At 68.6% G+C, this 15,928-nt stretch carries 12 protein-coding genes; 7 read left to right on the top strand and 5 right to left on the bottom strand.

The genetic code is table 11. The annotated features are described in order from the left end of the window. Positions 1-149 precede the first annotated feature (149 nt). From GTZ93_RS33545 to GTZ93_RS33565, 5 genes are all read left to right on the top strand, one after another. Positions 150-1,142: an NAD-dependent epimerase/dehydratase family protein gene (locus tag GTZ93_RS33545; RefSeq protein ID WP_121780208.1), complete on the top strand. Its 993-nt coding sequence runs from the start codon at positions 150-152 to the stop codon at positions 1,140-1,142. A 102-nt stretch (positions 1,143-1,244) separates the two neighbouring features. After that, positions 1,245-1,910 (top strand): HAD family hydrolase, encoded by a 666-nt coding sequence (locus GTZ93_RS33550; protein ID WP_120567363.1) that lies wholly within the window; start codon positions 1,245-1,247, stop codon positions 1,908-1,910. A gap of 32 nt (positions 1,911-1,942) precedes the next feature. Then, positions 1,943-3,553 carry a lactate racemase domain-containing protein gene (locus GTZ93_RS33555; RefSeq protein WP_120580259.1) on the top strand — a complete coding sequence of 537 codons (1,611 nt, stop codon included), beginning with the start codon at positions 1,943-1,945 and terminating at the stop codon, positions 3,551-3,553. A gap of 17 nt (positions 3,554-3,570) precedes the next feature. Then, on the top strand, positions 3,571-7,980 hold the full coding sequence (locus GTZ93_RS33560; protein ID WP_161663211.1) for an AMP-binding protein: 4,410 nt from the start codon (positions 3,571-3,573) through the stop codon (positions 7,978-7,980). Further along, entirely contained in the window at positions 7,977-9,005 is a 1,029-nt protein-coding gene (locus tag GTZ93_RS33565) for an NAD-dependent epimerase/dehydratase family protein (RefSeq protein WP_139922949.1), read from the top strand. The genes GTZ93_RS33560 and GTZ93_RS33565 overlap by 4 nt, the downstream gene beginning before the upstream one ends. A gap of 88 nt (positions 9,006-9,093) precedes the next feature. Here the strand turns inward: GTZ93_RS33565 and GTZ93_RS33570 are convergent, their stop codons facing one another. Both GTZ93_RS33570 and GTZ93_RS33575 read right to left on the bottom strand, forming a co-directional pair. Beyond that, complete coding sequence (locus GTZ93_RS33570) at positions 9,094-9,270, bottom strand: hypothetical protein (protein WP_233597381.1); 177 nt, start codon at positions 9,268-9,270, stop codon at positions 9,094-9,096. A gap of 5 nt (positions 9,271-9,275) precedes the next feature. After that, positions 9,276-10,157 (bottom strand): GGDEF domain-containing protein, encoded by an 882-nt coding sequence (locus tag GTZ93_RS33575; RefSeq protein WP_120580255.1) that lies wholly within the window; start codon positions 10,155-10,157, stop codon positions 9,276-9,278. Positions 10,158-10,364: 207 nt separating this feature from the next. Between GTZ93_RS33575 and glgC the strand changes: the two genes are divergently transcribed. Next, positions 10,365-11,594 carry a glucose-1-phosphate adenylyltransferase gene (gene glgC, locus GTZ93_RS33580; protein ID WP_120580254.1) on the top strand — a complete coding sequence of 410 codons (1,230 nt, stop codon included), beginning with the start codon at positions 10,365-10,367 and terminating at the stop codon, positions 11,592-11,594. Between the two features lie 72 nt (positions 11,595-11,666). Here glgC and GTZ93_RS33585 read toward each other — a convergent pair whose 3' ends face one another. Both GTZ93_RS33585 and add read right to left on the bottom strand, forming a co-directional pair. Then, complete coding sequence (locus GTZ93_RS33585; protein ID WP_139922950.1) at positions 11,667-12,122, bottom strand: hypothetical protein; 456 nt, start codon at positions 12,120-12,122, stop codon at positions 11,667-11,669. 9 nt (positions 12,123-12,131) lie between these two features. Then, positions 12,132-13,295, bottom strand: a complete 1,164-nt coding sequence (gene add, locus GTZ93_RS33590; RefSeq protein ID WP_121758750.1) for an adenosine deaminase — start codon at positions 13,293-13,295, stop codon at positions 12,132-12,134. 83 nt (positions 13,296-13,378) lie between these two features. On the opposite strand from add, the gene GTZ93_RS33595 reads away from it, so the two are divergent. Further along, complete coding sequence (locus tag GTZ93_RS33595) at positions 13,379-14,449, top strand: outer membrane protein assembly factor BamB family protein (protein WP_257979498.1); 1,071 nt, start codon at positions 13,379-13,381, stop codon at positions 14,447-14,449. Between the two features lie 4 nt (positions 14,450-14,453). Here GTZ93_RS33595 and GTZ93_RS33600 read toward each other — a convergent pair whose 3' ends face one another. Then, positions 14,454-15,716 (bottom strand): MFS transporter, encoded by a 1,263-nt coding sequence (locus GTZ93_RS33600; RefSeq protein ID WP_139922954.1) that lies wholly within the window; start codon positions 15,714-15,716, stop codon positions 14,454-14,456. Positions 15,717-15,928 lie beyond the last annotated feature (212 nt).

Genomic DNA, 15,928 nt, shown 5'->3' on the forward strand with positions numbered 1-15,928 from the left:
CGGCTCCGGAGGCCGTTTTCCCTCGGGGATTGTGCCTCGCGGCGCGTCCGGAGGCGGAAAGTCGGCACCCGGAGCAGCCTCCCCCTCGGGGGGGACCCTGCCCTTTTCGGCGGTGGACGGGATGTGGCTTTTCGGATGAAACAGCGCCCATGAATGCCCTCATCACTGGTGCCGGTGGCTTCCTGGGGACCTGGCTCGCGCGGGCGCTGGCGGCTCGCGGCGACCGGATTTCATGCCTGTTGCGCCCCACCACGGACACCCGCGAGCTGGAAAAGGCCCTGGAGGGCCACCCCTGGACGCGGTTGGTGGGCGACGTGACGGACCCCGCCTCGCTGGCCAGCGCGGTGAAGGGCGTGGACGTCGTCTTCCACCTGGCTGGCATCCGCCGCGCCGCGCTGCGCGACGAGTTCATGCGCGTCAACGCGGAGGGCACCCACCTCATCTGTGAGGCCATGGCCGCCCTGCCAGAGCCCCGTCCCCGGCTGGTGATGTGCGGCTCCCTGGCCTCCCACGGGCCCTCCACCCCGGAGCGCCCCCATGTAGAGGAGGACGCCTTCCATCCGCATGAGTGGTACGGCGAGAGCAAGGCGGAAGCGGAGCGCATCGCGTTCTCCTTCCAGGACCGGCTGCCGGTGACGGTGATCCGCCCGCCGCGCATCCTCGGGCCCGGAGACCGGGAAAACCTGACCTTCTTCAAGCTGGGGAAGAAGGGCATCCGGCTGGAGCTGGCCGGAGGCCCCCGTCCCCTGTCCCTGGTGGACGTGGAGGACGTGGTGGACCTGCTGCTCGTCTTGGCGGAGAAGCCGGAGGCCCTGGGGGAGGCGTTCTTCTGCGCGGGGCCGGAGCGGCTGACCCTGGAGGAGATGCAGGACCTGGGGGCGAAGGCCCTGGGCTTCCAGACGCGCACCTGGAGGCTGTCCCCGGCGGTGCTGACCGCCCTGGCCTCGGCGGCGGACGGGGTGACGCGGCTGACGGGCCGCAAGCTCCCCCTGAACCGGAAGCTGGCGCGGCAGCTGCTGGCCCCGGCCTGGACCTGCTCGGGGGCCAAGGCCGAGCGCCTGCTGGGCTTCCGGCCGCGCCGTGGCCTGGCGGAGTCCATCACTCGCAGTGGTGAATGGTATCGCGCGCAGGGCTGGTTATAGCCCCATGCGCCCAAAGGGCCCGCGGCCCACGCTGGCCTTCCGCTTTCGTTGACCGGACCCCCCCCAGGATGGGAGGAAGCCCGACCGCCCATGCCCCCCAAAGTGCCCGCCAAAGCAGCCTTCTTCGACGTCGACGGGACGCTGGTCCGGACGAACATCGTCCACGTCTATGCCTATTACGCCATGAACCGGGGCTCGCTCCGGGGCATCGCGGGCCGCACCCTGGGCACCGCCCTGGGGCTCCCGGTGTTCGGCATCCTGGATGCCGTCAACCGCAAGGCCTTCAACGAGTTCTTCTACCGGTACTACTCGGGCCTTAGCGAGGACCGGCTCGTCACCATCGCGGAGGACATGTTCGAGGACGTCCTCAAGCCCGCGCTGTACGAGCAGACGCAGGACCTCATCGACGAGGCGCGTCGTGCCGGTTGCCGCATCGTGTTGGTCACCGGAGCGCTGGACTTCACCATGCGCCCGCTGGCCCGGCACCTGGGCTGCGATGACGTCATCGCCAACAAGATGCAGTTCGTGGGCGGCAAGGCCACCGGCAAGGTGATTCCGCCCATCATCGAAGGCGCCAACAAGGCCAACGCCATCCGCGCCTATTGCGAGCGCGAAGGCCTGGCCCTCAACCAGTGCCATGGCTACTCGGACAGCGCCTCCGACTACGCCATGCTCGCCGTGGTGGGACGGCCCACCGCGGTGAACCCGGACCTGCGGCTGCGCTCGCTCGCGCGCGCGTACAACTGGCCCATCCTGGACCTGAAGTAATCCCCCACCCCTTTTCGCCGCCCCCTTCATCCATGCGCCCGCTCAAGACGCTCCAGAAGCTGTACGACGAGGAAAGCCAGGTGGTCATCACGGAGAAGGGCAGCCCCCCCCGGGCGCTCTTCTACGGTGAGGGCTTCCTCCAGGAAGACCTGCCCGTGGGCACCCGGGTCATCTTCCCCCGCCCCCCGCTGGAGGGCGTGCCCAACGTGAAGGCCGCCATCCGCTGGGCCATCAACCACCCGGAGGGCATGGACCCGCTGCACGCGCTGCTCAAGCCCGGCATGCGGCTGACGTGCGTCATCGACGACATCAGCGTCCCGCTGCCGCCCATGGTCACGCCGGACGTGCGCCAGTCCATCCTGGAGGTGGTGCTGGAGCTGTGCGCGGACAGTGGCGTGGATGACGTGCACCTGGTCATCGCCAACGCGCTGCACCGCCGGATGACCGAAGGCGAGATGAAGCGCATGGTGGGCGAGAAGATCTTCGACGCCTACTACCCGGACCGCTACTACAACCACGACGCGGAAGACCCGGACGGCATCACGGAGCTGGAGCGCACCAGCCACAATGAAGTGGTGGCGGTGAACCGCCGCGTGGCGGAGAGCGACCTCATCGTCTACGTGAACATCAACTTCGTGCCCATGAACGGCGGGCACAAGTCCATGGGCACGGGCGTGACGAACTACGCGTCGCTCCGGCACCACCACAACCCGAAGACCATCCGCGACTCCGACAGCTACATGGAGCCGAAGGCGAGCGCGCTCTACACGAAGAACTCGCGCATCGGCACGGTCATCGACCAGACGCTGAAGGTCTTCCACATCGAGACCACGCTGAACAACCGCATGTTCGGCGCGCCCACGGACTTCCTGGCGAAGAAGGAAGAGGACTACACGGAGGCGGACCGGCTGAAGTTCCAGGCCCTGCGCTTCACGCTGTCCAAGCTGCCCCGCGCGGCGGCGCGCAAGGTGCTCAACGCCATCCCCGCGCCCTATGACGTGACGGGCGTGTTCGCGGGGGCCACGGAGCCCACGCACCAGAAGACGCTGGAGCAGAGCTGGAAGCAGTACGTGGTGCCGGTGGAGGGGCAGAGCGACATCGTCATCTTCCCCATCCCGTTCGTCAGCCCCTACAGCGTCAACTCCGTCCTCAACCCGCTGCTCGTGCAGGTGATGGGGCTGGGGTACTTCTACAACCTCAACCGGGGCGTGCCGCTGGTGAAGAAGGGGGGCGTGCTCATCCTCCTGCACCCGGCCTACGACGAGTTCGACCCCGTGCAGCACCCCAGCTACATCGAGTTCTTCCACCGGCTGCTGCCGGAGACGCGGGACTCCATGAAGCTGGAGCACAAGTACGAGAAGGAGTTCGCGGAGAACCCCAGCTACGTGCACCTGTACCGCAAGGGCAACGCCTACCACGGCGTGCACCCCTTCTACATGTGGTACTGGGGCGAGAATGGCCGCCAGCACGTAGGCAAGGTCATCGTCGCGGGCGCGGAGAACAACCACGTCCCGGCCCTGCTCGGCTGGGATCGCACCGACACCCTCTCCGAGGCGATTGAAGAGGCGCGCGGCTTCATGGGGCGCTCCGCGTCCATCAGCCTGCTGCGCATCGCGCCCACGGTGATGGTGGACGTGAAGTGAAAGGGTCGCACACGGACATGGCAACGCCCTCCGAGCTGAACGTCACCGAGGTCTTCACCGGCAAGCGCATCGTCTTCGTCGGCACCACCGGCTTCGTGGGCAAGGTGACGCTGTCGATGTTGCTGGCCCACTACGGTGACGTGCTGGACCGGGTCTACGTCATCGTGCGCAAGGGCAGCGCCGCGTCCGCGGAGCGCCGCTTCTTCGACAAGGTGGCGCCCAGCGAGCCCTTCCAGCCGCTGCGCGACCGCCTGGGCGACGAAGGCGCCATGGCGTTCATCCAGAAGAAGTGCACCATCCTGGATGGCGACATCACCGACCCCTTCGTGGGCCTGGAGGAGGCGCAGGTCGACGCGCTCACCGGACAGGTGCACGCCATCGTCAACTGCGCGGGCCTGGTCTCCTTCAATCCGTCCCTGGAGGTGGGCCTCAACGTCAACACCCACGGCGTGAAGAACGCGGTGGCGCTGGCGCTGCGCTGGTCCGTGCCGCTCATCCACATGTCCACCGCGTTCGTCGTGGGCAACCGCAGCGGGCTCGTCTTCGAGGACGAGCAGGTGCTGAACTACTTCCCCAAGCAGGGGGAGATGGACGGGCGCGACTTCAGCCTGGAGCAGGAGCTGGCGGACGCGGATAAAATCGTGGCCCGCCTGCGCGAACAGGCGGATGACAAGGCGCTCACCTCCCTCTTCCGGCAGAAGGCGCTGGACCGCCTGGAGGAAGAGGGCCGCGACGCCACCGACGAGAAGACGCTGCGCCTGGCCGTGGGCCGCGAGCGCAAGCTGTGGCTGTCCGGCGAGCTGGTCCGCGCGGGCATGGAGCGCGCGCAGCACTGGGGCTGGCCCAACACGTACACGTACGCCAAGCACCTGGGCGAACAGGTGATGGCGGGGACGCCGGGGCTTCGCTACTCCATCGTGCGGCCCTCCATCGTGGAGAGCGCGGCGCACTTCCCCTTCCCCGGCTGGAACGAAGGCTTCACCACGTCCGCGCCGCTGGCGTACGCGGGCATCAAGGGCCAGCGCGGCATCCCCGCGGGCGACCACGCCATCCTGGACATCATCCCGGTGGACCAGGTGGCGGGCGCCACGCTGGGCATCACCGCGCACGCCATCCAGGTGGAGGAGCGCCGCGTCTACAACCTGGCCTCCGGTGACGTGAACCCGTTCCTCGCCAGCCGCTCCGTGGAGCTGGTGGGTCTGTACCGCCGCCGCTACTACCGCAACCGTGAGACGGGCAACTCGCTGGTCAACTCGCTGCGCTCGCGCATCGAGCCGCAGCCCGTGAGCAAGCAGGAGTTCCAGTTGCTCAGCGCGCCCATGCTGGCGAAGGGCGCGAAGCTGCTGAAGAAGGCCATGGACGAGGTGCGGCCCGCGTGGGGCGCGCCCCGCGTGCAGGCGATGATGGACAAGGCCCGCGTCGCGCTGGATGAAGTGGAGTCCCAGGCGGGCAGCCTCGGCGGCCTCATTGAACTGTTCCTCCCCTTCCTCTGGGAGAACCGCTACGTCTTCCGCTGCGACAACACGCGCTCCGTCTACGAGCGCATGGTGCCGGCGGACCGCGCGAAGATTGACTGGGCGCCGGACCGCATCGACTGGCGCGAGTACTTCCTGGGCACGCACCTGCCCGGCCTGGAGAAGTGGGTGTTCCCGGGCCTGGACGAGGAGCGCGAGAAGCGCACCGCCATCCCCGCGCACCGCGACCTGCTGGAGCTCTTCGAGGCCACCGTGCACGCGTACCGCCACCGGGTGGCGTTCCGCATGGCAGCGGGAGAGAAGGAAGAGCGCTTCACCTTCGGCGAGGTGCACCGCTACGCGGCCCGCGTGGGCAGCTACCTGATGGCCCAGGGCATCAAGCGCGGCGACCGGGTGCTGCTGGTGTCGGAGAACCGGCCGGAGTGGGCCATCAGCTACTTCGGCATCCTGCGCGCTGGCGGCACCGCCGTGCCGGTGGACCCCTCGCTCACCGAAGCGGAGGTGGTCAACATCGCGAAGCGCGCGGCCGCGAAGCAGTGCCTCGTGTCCGAGCAGACCGCGGAGGACTTCCCCGGCCTCTTCACCGCGCTGGGTGAGGGCGTGGGCGTGGCCAGCCTCGCGGAGGCCATGACGGGTGACCCGGCGTTCCCGGACCGCATTGGCCCGGTGAGGAAGTCCGCCGCCGCGGACGACGTGGCGAGCGTCATCTTCACCTCCGGCACCACCGGCACGCCCAAGGGCGTGATGCTCACCCACCGCAACTTCGCGGCGCTGGTGGCGAAGCTGGCGGGCGCGTTCGACGTGGGCGTGGGTGACGGCGTGCTGTCCGTGCTGCCCCTGCACCACACCTTTGAATTCTCCGCCGGCTTCCTCACGCCGTTCATGCGCGGCGCGGAAATCACGTACATCGACGAGCTCACGTCGGACCGGCTGGGCGACGTCTTCGAGACGGGCCGCGTGACGGCGATGATTGGCGTGCCCGCGCTCTGGCAGCTGTTGCACCGCAAGATTACGCAGGAGATGGCCGCGCGCCCGCCGCTGGTGGAGCAGGCGCTCAAGGCGCTGATGGCGGCCAACGGGGAGCTGCGCAACCGCAGCTCGCTCAACCTGGGCAAGCTGCTGTTCTGGCCGGTGCACCGCAAGTTCGGCGGACGGGTGAAGGTGCTGGTGTCCGGCGGCTCCGCGCTGTCGGAAGAAGTGCACCAGGCCTTCCACGAGCTGGGCTTCACCATGCGCGAGGGCTACGGCCTCACGGAGGCCGCGCCGGTGCTGGCGGTGTCCGAGGCCACCAACAAGCGCATCAAGGGCACGGTGGGCAAGGCGCTGCCGGGCATCGAGTTCAAGATTCAGAACCCGGACAACGACGGCATTGGCGAGGTGCTGGCCAAGGGCCCGAACGTGATGGCGGGCTACTTCGGGGACCGCGAGGCCACCGAAGCCGTGGTGAAGGAAGGCTGGCTGCACACCGGCGACCTGGGCCGCATGGACGACGAAGGCCGCCTGTACCTCATGGGCCGCGCCAAGGACGTCATCGTCGACGCCAACGGCAAGAACGTCTACCCGGACGAGTTGGAGGAGCTGTACCAGGAGCACGAGCACATCAAGGAGATGTCCATCGTCGGCTTGCCGGATGACGCCGGCGGCGAGAAGGTGGCGTGCCTGTGCGTGCCGGACTTCAAGGACCGCCCGCGTGAAGAGGTCCGCCACGAGTTGGAGGAGCACTTCCGCAAGGTGAGCGCGGGCATGCCCTTCTACCGGCGCGTGAAGGTGCTGCGCTTCTGGGACGGCGAGCTGCCGCGCACGTCCACCCGCAAGGTGAAGCGCAAGCGCGTGGTGGAGGAGCTGCAGCGGCTGGACCGCGTGGCCGCCAGCGCGGGCCGCGTGAAGGAGAAGGCGCAGGCGGCGCCCACCACGGGCGGCGTGTCGGACTGGCTCTTCCCGCTCATTGCCGAGGTGTGCCACCGCCCGGCGTCGGACGTGCGGCCGGACTCGCAGCTCATTGGCGACCTGGGCTTCGACTCGCTGATGCTCACGGAGATGTCCGTGGCGCTGGAGGGCGCGGGCGTGCCGCTGCCCGCCATTGAAGACCTGACGCAGGTGCAGACGGTGGAGGACCTGCGCAAGCTGGTGGTGGCCTCCGGACGCCGGCCCTCGCAGGAGACGCGGGCGCGCGACATCAAGAAGGAAGCCGAGCGCGCGGAGGAAGCGGAGATTCCGGTGCCGGAGTCGGTGTCCGCGCTGGGGCGGCAGCTCTTGTCCTTCGGGCAGAAGGTGCTCTACGGCGGCGTCTTCGACGTGAAGGTGACGGGCAAGACGTTCATCCCGCAGAACCGCAACTTCCTCGTCATCGCCAACCACGCCAGCCACCTGGACGCGGGCCTGGTGCGCGTGGTGCTGGGCGGCCAGGGCGAGCGGCTGGTGTCGCTGGCCGCGCGCGACTACTTCTTCGACACGCCGCTCAAGCGCGCGTGGTTCGAGAACTTCACCCACCTCATCCCCATTGACCGGCAGGGCAGCCTGCGTGAGTCGCTGCGCGTGGCGGGCGAGGCGCTGCGGCAGGGCTTCAACGTCCTCATCTTCCCGGAGGGCACGCGCTCCAAGACGGGCGAGCTGATGGAGTTCAAGCCGACGCTGGGCTACCTGTCGCTCACCTACGGGGTGGACGTGCTGCCGCTGTACATCCACGGCGCGTACGAAGCGCTGCCCAAGGGCTCCATGTTCCCGAAGACGAAGGAGCTGGAGGTGCACGTGGGCCCGGCGCTGGAGTACGCGTCGCTGAAGGCCCGGGCGCAGGGCATGGCGCGCTCGGAGGGCTACCGCTACGTGACGCACATCGCGGAGGAAGCGGTGCGCTCGCTGAGGGCGGGCAAGGTGCTGGACCTGGAGCAGGTGGGCGCGGACCGGGACTTCACCCCGCCCGCCCGGGCCCTGCCGGAAGGGAAGGACGCGTGAAGCTGCTCGTCACCGGAGGCACGGGATTCCTGGGCACGCACCTGGTGCCCAAGCTGGTTGCCGCGGGCCACGACGTGCGCCTCATCGCGCGCTCGAAGCCGTCAGGCCCCGCGTTCGCGAAGACGGAAGTGCACCAGGGCGACCTCAAGGACCGGGACGCCGTGCGCCGCGCGCTGGAGGGCGTGGACGCCGTCTACCACCTGGCGGGGCTCGTCTCCTTCCAGAGCAAGGACGCGCGGCGGATGTACGAGTTGCACGTGGACTGCACGCGCGAGCTGCTGCGCGACGTGCGCGAAGCGGGCATCAAACGCGTCATCCTCGGCTCCACCTCCGGCACCATCGCGGTGTCGAAGGATGACCGTGTGGGCACGGAGGATGACGACTACCCCATCACCACCGTCGCCAACTGGCCCTACTACCTCTCCAAGATTTACGAAGAGAAGCTGGCGCTGGAGTACTGCCGCAAGCACTCCGTCCCGCTGGTGGTGCTCAACCCCAGCCTGCTGATGGGGCCCGGGGATGACCGCCTGTCCTCCACCTGGACGGTGGTGAAGTTCCTCAACCGGGAGATTCCGGCCATGCCCGGCGGCGGCATCTCCTTCGTGGACGCGCGCGACGCGGCGGACGCCTTCGTGCAGGCGCTCACCCGGGGCGAGGTGTACGGCCGCCACCTGATGGGCGTGAACATGGCCATGCCGGACTTCTTCGACCGGCTCCAGCGCCTCACCGGCGTGCCCGCCCCGCGCATGAAGCTGCCGCGCGAGGTGAACATCTGGGGCGGCAAGCTGCTGGAGCAGTTCGCGAAGCTGCGAGGCACCGTGTCCAAGCTCGACCCGCAGGAGGTCGAGATTGGCGAGCACTTCTTCTACCTGGAGCCCGCCAAGGCCGAGCGCGAGCTGGGCTTCAAGGCGCGCGACGTCCACGAGACGCTGCTGGACACCGTCCAGTACCTCTACGGGAAGATGCCGCCCGGAAACCTGCCCGGCACCCGCGGCCGGCTGGCCGAGTCGCGCGAAGGCACCTGACGTTTCAGGAAGAAAGCGCGGCGGGTCCTACGGATTCGCCCGCTGCGCGGCGGGCCCTTACGGGTGCGCCCGCTGCGCGGGCAGGCCCTTACGGGTTCGCCGCGCCGCCGTGCACCCGGCCGCCGCTCACGCGCTCCACGAGCCGGGCGGCGTTCGGGTCCTTGTCCTTCTGGTGCCACACCCAGGCGGCGCCCAGGAAGGCCACTCCCAACAGGACGAGGATGAGCCGGGCCAGGAAGGACGGGCCTGAGCCTTCGTCCGCCATGGCCTTCAGCCCACCACGCGGTTACGGCCGGACTTCTTGGCCTTGTAGAGGTTCGCGTCCGCCACCTTGATGAACTGGGACGGCTCCGACATCTCCGAGGCGACTTCCGCCACGCCCAGGGAGATGGTGACGGGGATTTCCTTGTCCTCGAAGACGAAGCGCTTGTCCTCCACCAGCTTGCGGATCTTCTCCGCGAACAGGCGCGCCTTGTCCGGACCGTCCTCCGGCATCACCACGGCGAACTCCTCGCCGCCGTAGCGCGCGAAGCACTGCTCGCGCCGGACGAGCTTCTTGATGGACTGCGCCAGCTCCCGCAGCACGTAGTCGCCGGCCAGGTGACCGTGCACGTCGTTGATCTGCTTGAAGTGGTCGATGTCGAACATGAACATCGACAGCGTGCGCTGGTACCGGTGCGAGCGGCCCATCTCCCGCTCCAGGTACTCCAGGAAGTAGCGCTTGTTGTTGATGCCGGTGAGACCGTCCGCGATGGTCAGCGTGTAGATGGTCTCGTGGTACTGGGTCTCGATGTTGTCGCCGTCGAGGAACTTGAAGATGGAGCCTCCCACCTTCACCAGGTCCCCGCTGCGCAACGGCTGCGCCTGGAGCACTTCCCGGTCGTTGAGGTAGGTGCCGTTGGTGGACTGGAGGTCCTCCACGAACATCTTCCCCTGCCGGCCCCAGATGCGCGCGTGGCGGCGGGACACGTTGTCCAGGTCCACCACGATGTGGTTGTGCTGGTCGCGACCGATGGTGAACTCGGTCTCTTCCAGCACGTACTTCTTGCCCAGCTCAGGGCCGTGGATCTGCACGAGGCAACACTCAGCGCCGCGCTCGGGTCCCGGGGTGAGGCTGGAGATCTTGGTGACTCGCGTTTGGTCGCCAGACATCGCTTGGCCACGCTAGCACGCAAGGTCCGGGGAAGCCACGCAAGCCAAGAGGACGTACGGGGTTGCGCCCCTCCTCCTACATGCCGCGAAACCGAGAGGTCGCTTTCCTCCCATCCGCCCCGCCCGGTTGGGCACTCAACGGAAAAGCTTGCACCGGCCGCACGGCCATTGTGGGCCAGCGGCCGGGGGCTAACGTGGCCGGCACCTATGTCAAAGCTGCTGGCCATGATTCTTGCGGGAGGCGCTGGCACGCGCCTGGAGCCCCTGACCCGGGAGCGCGCGAAGCCCGCGGTTCCGTTCGGTGGGCGCTACCGCATCATCGACTTCGTCCTGTCGAACTTCGCCAACTCCGGCGTGTACCGGATGAAGGTGCTGACCCAGTACAAGAGCGACTCGCTCAACAACCACCTGTCGCGCGCGTGGCGCATGACGGCGTTCCTGGGTCACTACGTGGAGGCGGTGCCCGCGCAGATGCGCACCGGCGTGGACTGGTACAAGGGCAGCGCGGACGCCATCTACCAGAACCTCAACATCATCACGGACGAGGAGCCGGACCACATCTTCGTCTTCGGCGCGGACCACGTGTACCGGATGGACACGCGCAAGATGCTGGACTTCCACATCGAGCGGAAGGCGGCGTGCACGGTGGCCGCGATTCCGGTGCCCATCGAGCAGGGGCACGAGTTCGGCATCATCGACGTGGGGCCGGACGGGCGGATGCTCCAGTTCCTGGAGAAGCCCAAGAACCCGCCGCCCATGCCGGGCAACCCGAAGATGTGCCTGGCCTCCATGGGCAACTACCTCTTCACCACGGACACGCTGGTGAAGCAGGTGGTGCGCGACGCGGCGGACGAGAAGAGCGCGCACGACTTCGGCAAGTCCATCATCAGCCAGCTGTACAAGCACGAGCCCGTGTACGTGTACGACTTCGCCCAGAACACGGTGGCCGGCCAGGAGGACAAGGAGCGCGGCTACTGGCGGGACGTGGGGAACATCGACGTGTACTACCAGTCCAACATGGACCTGGTGGAGGTGGACCCCACCTTCAACCTGTACAACGACCGCTGGCCCATCCACACGCAGCCCAACAACTACCCGCCGGCGAAGTTCGTCTTCGCGGACCGGGAGAACAAGCGCGTGGGCACCGCCACGGATTCGCTGGTGGCGGAGGGCTGCATCATCTCCGGCGGCCACGTGCACCGCTCCGTGCTGTCGCCGAAGGTGCGGGTGAACTCGTATTCGGAGGTGGAGGACTCCATCCTCTTCGAGAACGTCACCATCGGACGCCGCTGCCGCATCAAGCGGGCCATCATCGACAAGAACGTGGAGATTCCGCCCGGGATGACCATTGGCTACGACCCGGTGGAGGACAAGCGCCGCTTCCACGTCACGTCCGGCGGCGTCGTCGTCATCCCCAAGGGGATGAAGGTCACCTGACCGTCAGCCAGGTGCCTTCCAGCAGGGGGCGCTCCCGGAATCACGTCCGGGGCGCCCGCTTTGCTTTTCGCTTCAGTGGAACGCGGCCTTCACGTCCGGCCGGTTGAGCACGATGAGCGACCAGATGCCCGGCACGAGCGACAGGCAGGAGCATGGGCCGCAGCACGGGATGCAGCAGAGGATGGCGGCCGTCATGGCCCAGCCGTAGCTCTGCAGGTTCTTCATCTTCCACCCGCCGAAGGCCACCAGCCCGTTGAGCACCAGCCCGGGCGCGGTGGTCACGACGCGTCCCATGGGCGACAGCATCCACGTGACGATGTCCTTCCACTGCTGGGGCATGTCCGGGTTGTCGAAGAAGTTCTCCAGCTGCGCCGAGCTCGTCGGCGTCACCATGCTCACCAGCGAGTACAGGAAGGTGAGCCCCGCCATCACCATCATCAGGATTGCGGGGACGGACAGGTCCTGGGCGGCCTTCGCGCGCGAGGGGTTGAAGTCCGGCGCCGGCGGGATGTCGTGGGTCTCGTCCATGGCGTGGGCTCAGGCCGGCTGGCGCATGGCCGCGACGGGGCGCTTCTCGAAGGCGGCCAGCGTGGTGGCGATCTCCTGGTTCACCTGCCGCAGCATGTCCTGCTTCTCCCGGAACGGGAGGAAGGCGCTCTTGAAGCCGGACACGATGATGGTGGTGAGGTCCTCCAGCGACAGGCCCAGCTCGCGGTGGGCGAGCCACAGCTCCTTCGTCACCGTGGTGTCGGTGATGAGGCGGTTGTCCGTGTTGATGGTCACCCGCAGGCCGTAGTCGAAATAGAACTTGAGCGGGTGGGACTCCAGCGAGGACACCGCGCCCGTCTGGACGTTGGAGGACGGGCAGACCTCCATGGGGATGCGGTGGTCGTTGACGTAGTTGAGCAGGTCCCCGTCCTCGCGCAGCCGGGTGCCGTGGCCGATGCGGTGCGCGCCCAGCGAGTGGATGGCCTGGGAGATGGACTCCGGTCCGTAGGCCTCACCGGCGTGGGCGGTGCAGTTGACGTTGTTCTTGAGGATGAGGCGGAAGGCGTCCAGGTGGTCCTTGGCGGGGAAGCTGGCCTCCGCGCCCGCCAGGTCGAAGCCCACGACGCCGCGGTTCTTGTACGCCACGGACAGCTCCGCCAGGCGCATGGACGTCTGCGGGTTGATGTGGCGGATGCCGCAGACGATGACGGCGCACTTGATGCCCGTCTCCTTCTTCGCGGCGCGCAGGCCCTCCAGCACGGAGTCGATGACGGTGGTCATCTTCAGGCCCTTCTGCAGGTGCAGCGCGGGCGAGTAGCGCACCTCCAGCCAGCGCACGTTCTCCGCGGCGGCGTCCACGGCCAGCTCGTAGGCGGCGCGGTAGAGGGACTCGGCCGTCTGGAGGACGGAGAGCGTCACGTCGAACGCGACGAGGTACTCCTCCAGGCTCTTGCACACCTGGCCCATGTGGATGGCCTTGGCCAGGCCGTCCTCGGTGTCGGCCATGAGCTTGATCTTCTGCTGCTCGGCCAGCTCCAGGATGGTCTTCAGCCGCATGGACCCGTCCAGGTGGCAGTGCAGGTCCGTCTTGGGGAGCGCGTGGAGCAGCTCCTCCGTCACCGCCAGCGTGGGGGGCGGGATGATGTCCGTACGCCGGGCGGATGAAGGGATGCCGGTGGCGTTGGGGGTTTCGTCTTCACGAATCGTGGGCATGGTCGAAGTTCCTCGCTTGCGTCATCCTCCCCCAAACCATGCCGTCCCGCGCCTGTCCACGCCTGCCCCTGCTGACCTGCCTGATGTTGACGCTGGCCGTCATGGCGTGCCAGCGGGCGCCGGTGGAACTGGCCTTCCAGTACTCCAGCAATGCGTCCTCGCGGACGGGGCTCACGGCCCTTTCGGACGGGGTGCTCCTGGGCAACGAAGCGGGCGCGGTGGTGCGACTGGACCGCGAGGGCCGGCCGGTGTGGACCGCCCGGCTGGGCCGGGAGGTGGCGGTGGCCCCCTCCCTGGCCGGCGAGAGCGTCGTCGTGGGGACGGTGGTGGGCGAGGTGGCCTGCCTGTCGCTCGAGGACGGCAAGGAGCGCTGGCGCCTGGGAGGCGAGCCGCCCGTGCTGACACCGCCCGTGGTGGACGACGCGGGACACACCGTCTACCTGGTGGCGCCCGACGGCGCGGTGCGCGCCCTGGCGGTGGACTCCGGGCAGGAGCGCTGGAAGCAGCCGGCGCCCAAGGCCCCCACGCCCGCGTCGGCGGAATCCTTGGAGCCACAGCCATCCGTGGCCCCGGGGCTCCGGGCGGCGCCGGTGCTGGTGGCGGACGTGCTGGTGGTGCCGCTCGGCTCGGGGCTGTGGGCGCTGGACGCCCTGAGCGGTGTGCCGCGCTGGTCGCTACCAGTGACGGACGTGGTGGGGCTGGATTCGGAGCGCGACACGGTGTTCGTGGCCACGCGGCCGGGCCGGGTGCTGGCGCTGTCGGTGAAGAACGGGAGCACGCGCTGGGAGCAGCGCTTCTCGGACGGGGTGACGGGGCCGCCCGCGCGGGCGCTGGGCGCGCTGTGGGTGGGCGCGGGCCCGTCGTCACTGGTGGGGCTGTCCACCTCGGAGGGCCGGGAGGTGGCGCGGGTGGTGCTGCCCTCGCCGCTGGTGGGCCGGGTGCAGGTGGGGCTGGAGGACCTGCTGCTGGTGCCCACGTCCGGCCACGAGGGGAACCTGGTCGCGCTCAAGGCGCCGGGCTGGACGCCTGCGTTCACCGTGAGGGCGGACACGCCGCTGCGCACGCGGCCGGTGGTGCGCGGGCCGCTGGTGTTCGTGCTGGGGTTGGACGGCCGCGTGCTGGCGTGGCGGCTGCGGGTGCCGCCGCCCGCCTGAGGACTCAGGCGCCGGAGCTGGTAGGGACGTCCACTTTCGCGTCGCTCACGGACTCCACGTAGTCCAGGTCGCGGTGGAAGGTCTCCGCCAGCCGCGCCAGGGCGACGAGCGCCAGGACGAAGCACACCGCGCCCACGGCCAGCGCCGCGTGCGCCACGCCCAGGGAGCCCTTGAGCTGACCGAAGGCGGTGGCGGCAATCACCGCGGAGCCGCGCACGAAGTTGGGCACGGACGTCGCCACGGTGGCGCGGATGTTGGTGCCGAACTGCTCGGCCGCCATGGTGATGAGCACCGCCCAGTAGCCCACGCTCAGGCCAATGAGGAAGGTCAGCGCGTAGATGAGCGTCGGGGTGAGGCCCGGCATGAGCCCGTACACGAGCACCAGCGCGAACCAGACGCACAGGCTGAAGCCCACGGCGCGCTTGCGGCTCTGGAGCCACTGGCTCAGCAGGCCGGACATCAGGTCTCCCAGCGTCAGGCCCACGCTGCCGAAGAGGATGGCGTCGCCGGCGGTCACCGTGCCCTGCACGTTGAGGCCCGCCGTCAGCTCCGGGGCGAAGACGAAGAGGATGCCGGTGGTGAAGTAGATGGGCACGCCCACGAGGATGCAGCCCAGATACTTGGAGAAGCGTCCGCCCGTGATGAGCAGGAGCGGGTTCCCCTTCGCGGGGCCGGCCTTCTGGGTGAAGAGGGCGGACTCGGACACCTTGAAGCGCGCGAAGAGGAGCAGCAGGCCCAGCACGCCGCCCGTCACGTAGGCCGCCTTCCAGTGCAGGTGCTGCCCGACGAGCGCCGCGACGACGATGCCCAGCATGCCCAGCGTGGCGACGACGGTGGTGCCCAGGCCGCGCTTCTCCTTGGGCAGGGACTCGGCGACCAGCGTGATGGCCGCGCCCAGCTCGCCCGCGAGCCCCAGTCCTCCGAGGAAGCGGCACGCGGCGTAGCTGTTCACGTCCCAGACGAAGGGGTTGAGCAGGTTGGCCACCGAGTACAGGAGGATGGAGCCGAACATCACGGACAGCCGGCCCCGCTTGTCCCCGAGCAGGCCCCAGAAGAGGCCGCCCACCATCATCCCCGCCATCTGCGCGTTGTAGATGAACAGCCCCTTCTGGAAGATGTCGGAAGGGTCCGTGAGGCCCAGGTCCTTCAGCGACGCGACGCGCACCACGCCGAACAGCGTGATGTCGAAGAGGTCCACGAAGTAGCCGAGCCCCGCCACGAGGACGGTGAGGTTCAGGACCGAGCGCAGTTCCCGGAGACGGTTCATGGCGCGCAACCCTACCGCTTCTGGCCCGGGCGGGAAGGAGGACTCCGCGCCTCCAGCGCCTGCCACTTCGCCAAACACAGACATCCACCACCGCGCCTGCCCACCCCGTGAGTCCGGGAGGACGGGCGCGGGTGGCCTCCGCCCTCCCGCCCTCCCCACCGGAGCGTGACAAGCAATCCACACGGCGAGGTGCTTCCAGTTGAATTCCCTGG

This window comes from Corallococcus exiguus (genome assembly GCF_009909105.1).
Classification (GTDB): Bacteria; Myxococcota; Myxococcia; order Myxococcales; family Myxococcaceae; genus Corallococcus; species Corallococcus exiguus.

Coding starts and splice junctions, on each gene's coding strand:
- GTZ93_RS33545 (WP_121780208.1), top strand. CDS start 150: ATGAATGCCCTCATCACTGGTGCCGGTGGCTTCCTGGGGACCTGGCTC.
- GTZ93_RS33555 (WP_120580259.1), top strand. CDS start 1,943: ATGCGCCCGCTCAAGACGCTCCAGAAGCTGTACGACGAGGAAAGCCAG.
- GTZ93_RS33560 (WP_161663211.1), top strand. CDS start 3,571: ATGGCAACGCCCTCCGAGCTGAACGTCACCGAGGTCTTCACCGGCAAG.
- GTZ93_RS33570 (WP_233597381.1), bottom strand. CDS start 9,270: ATGGCGGACGAAGGCTCAGGCCCGTCCTTCCTGGCCCGGCTCATCCTC.
- GTZ93_RS33575 (WP_120580255.1), bottom strand. CDS start 10,157: ATGTCTGGCGACCAAACGCGAGTCACCAAGATCTCCAGCCTCACCCCG.
- glgC (WP_120580254.1), top strand. CDS start 10,365: ATGTCAAAGCTGCTGGCCATGATTCTTGCGGGAGGCGCTGGCACGCGC.
- GTZ93_RS33585 (WP_139922950.1), bottom strand. CDS start 12,122: ATGGACGAGACCCACGACATCCCGCCGGCGCCGGACTTCAACCCCTCG.
- add (WP_121758750.1), bottom strand. CDS start 13,295: ATGCCCACGATTCGTGAAGACGAAACCCCCAACGCCACCGGCATCCCT.
- GTZ93_RS33595 (WP_257979498.1), top strand. CDS start 13,379: ATGTTGACGCTGGCCGTCATGGCGTGCCAGCGGGCGCCGGTGGAACTG.
- GTZ93_RS33600 (WP_139922954.1), bottom strand. CDS start 15,716: ATGAACCGTCTCCGGGAACTGCGCTCGGTCCTGAACCTCACCGTCCTC.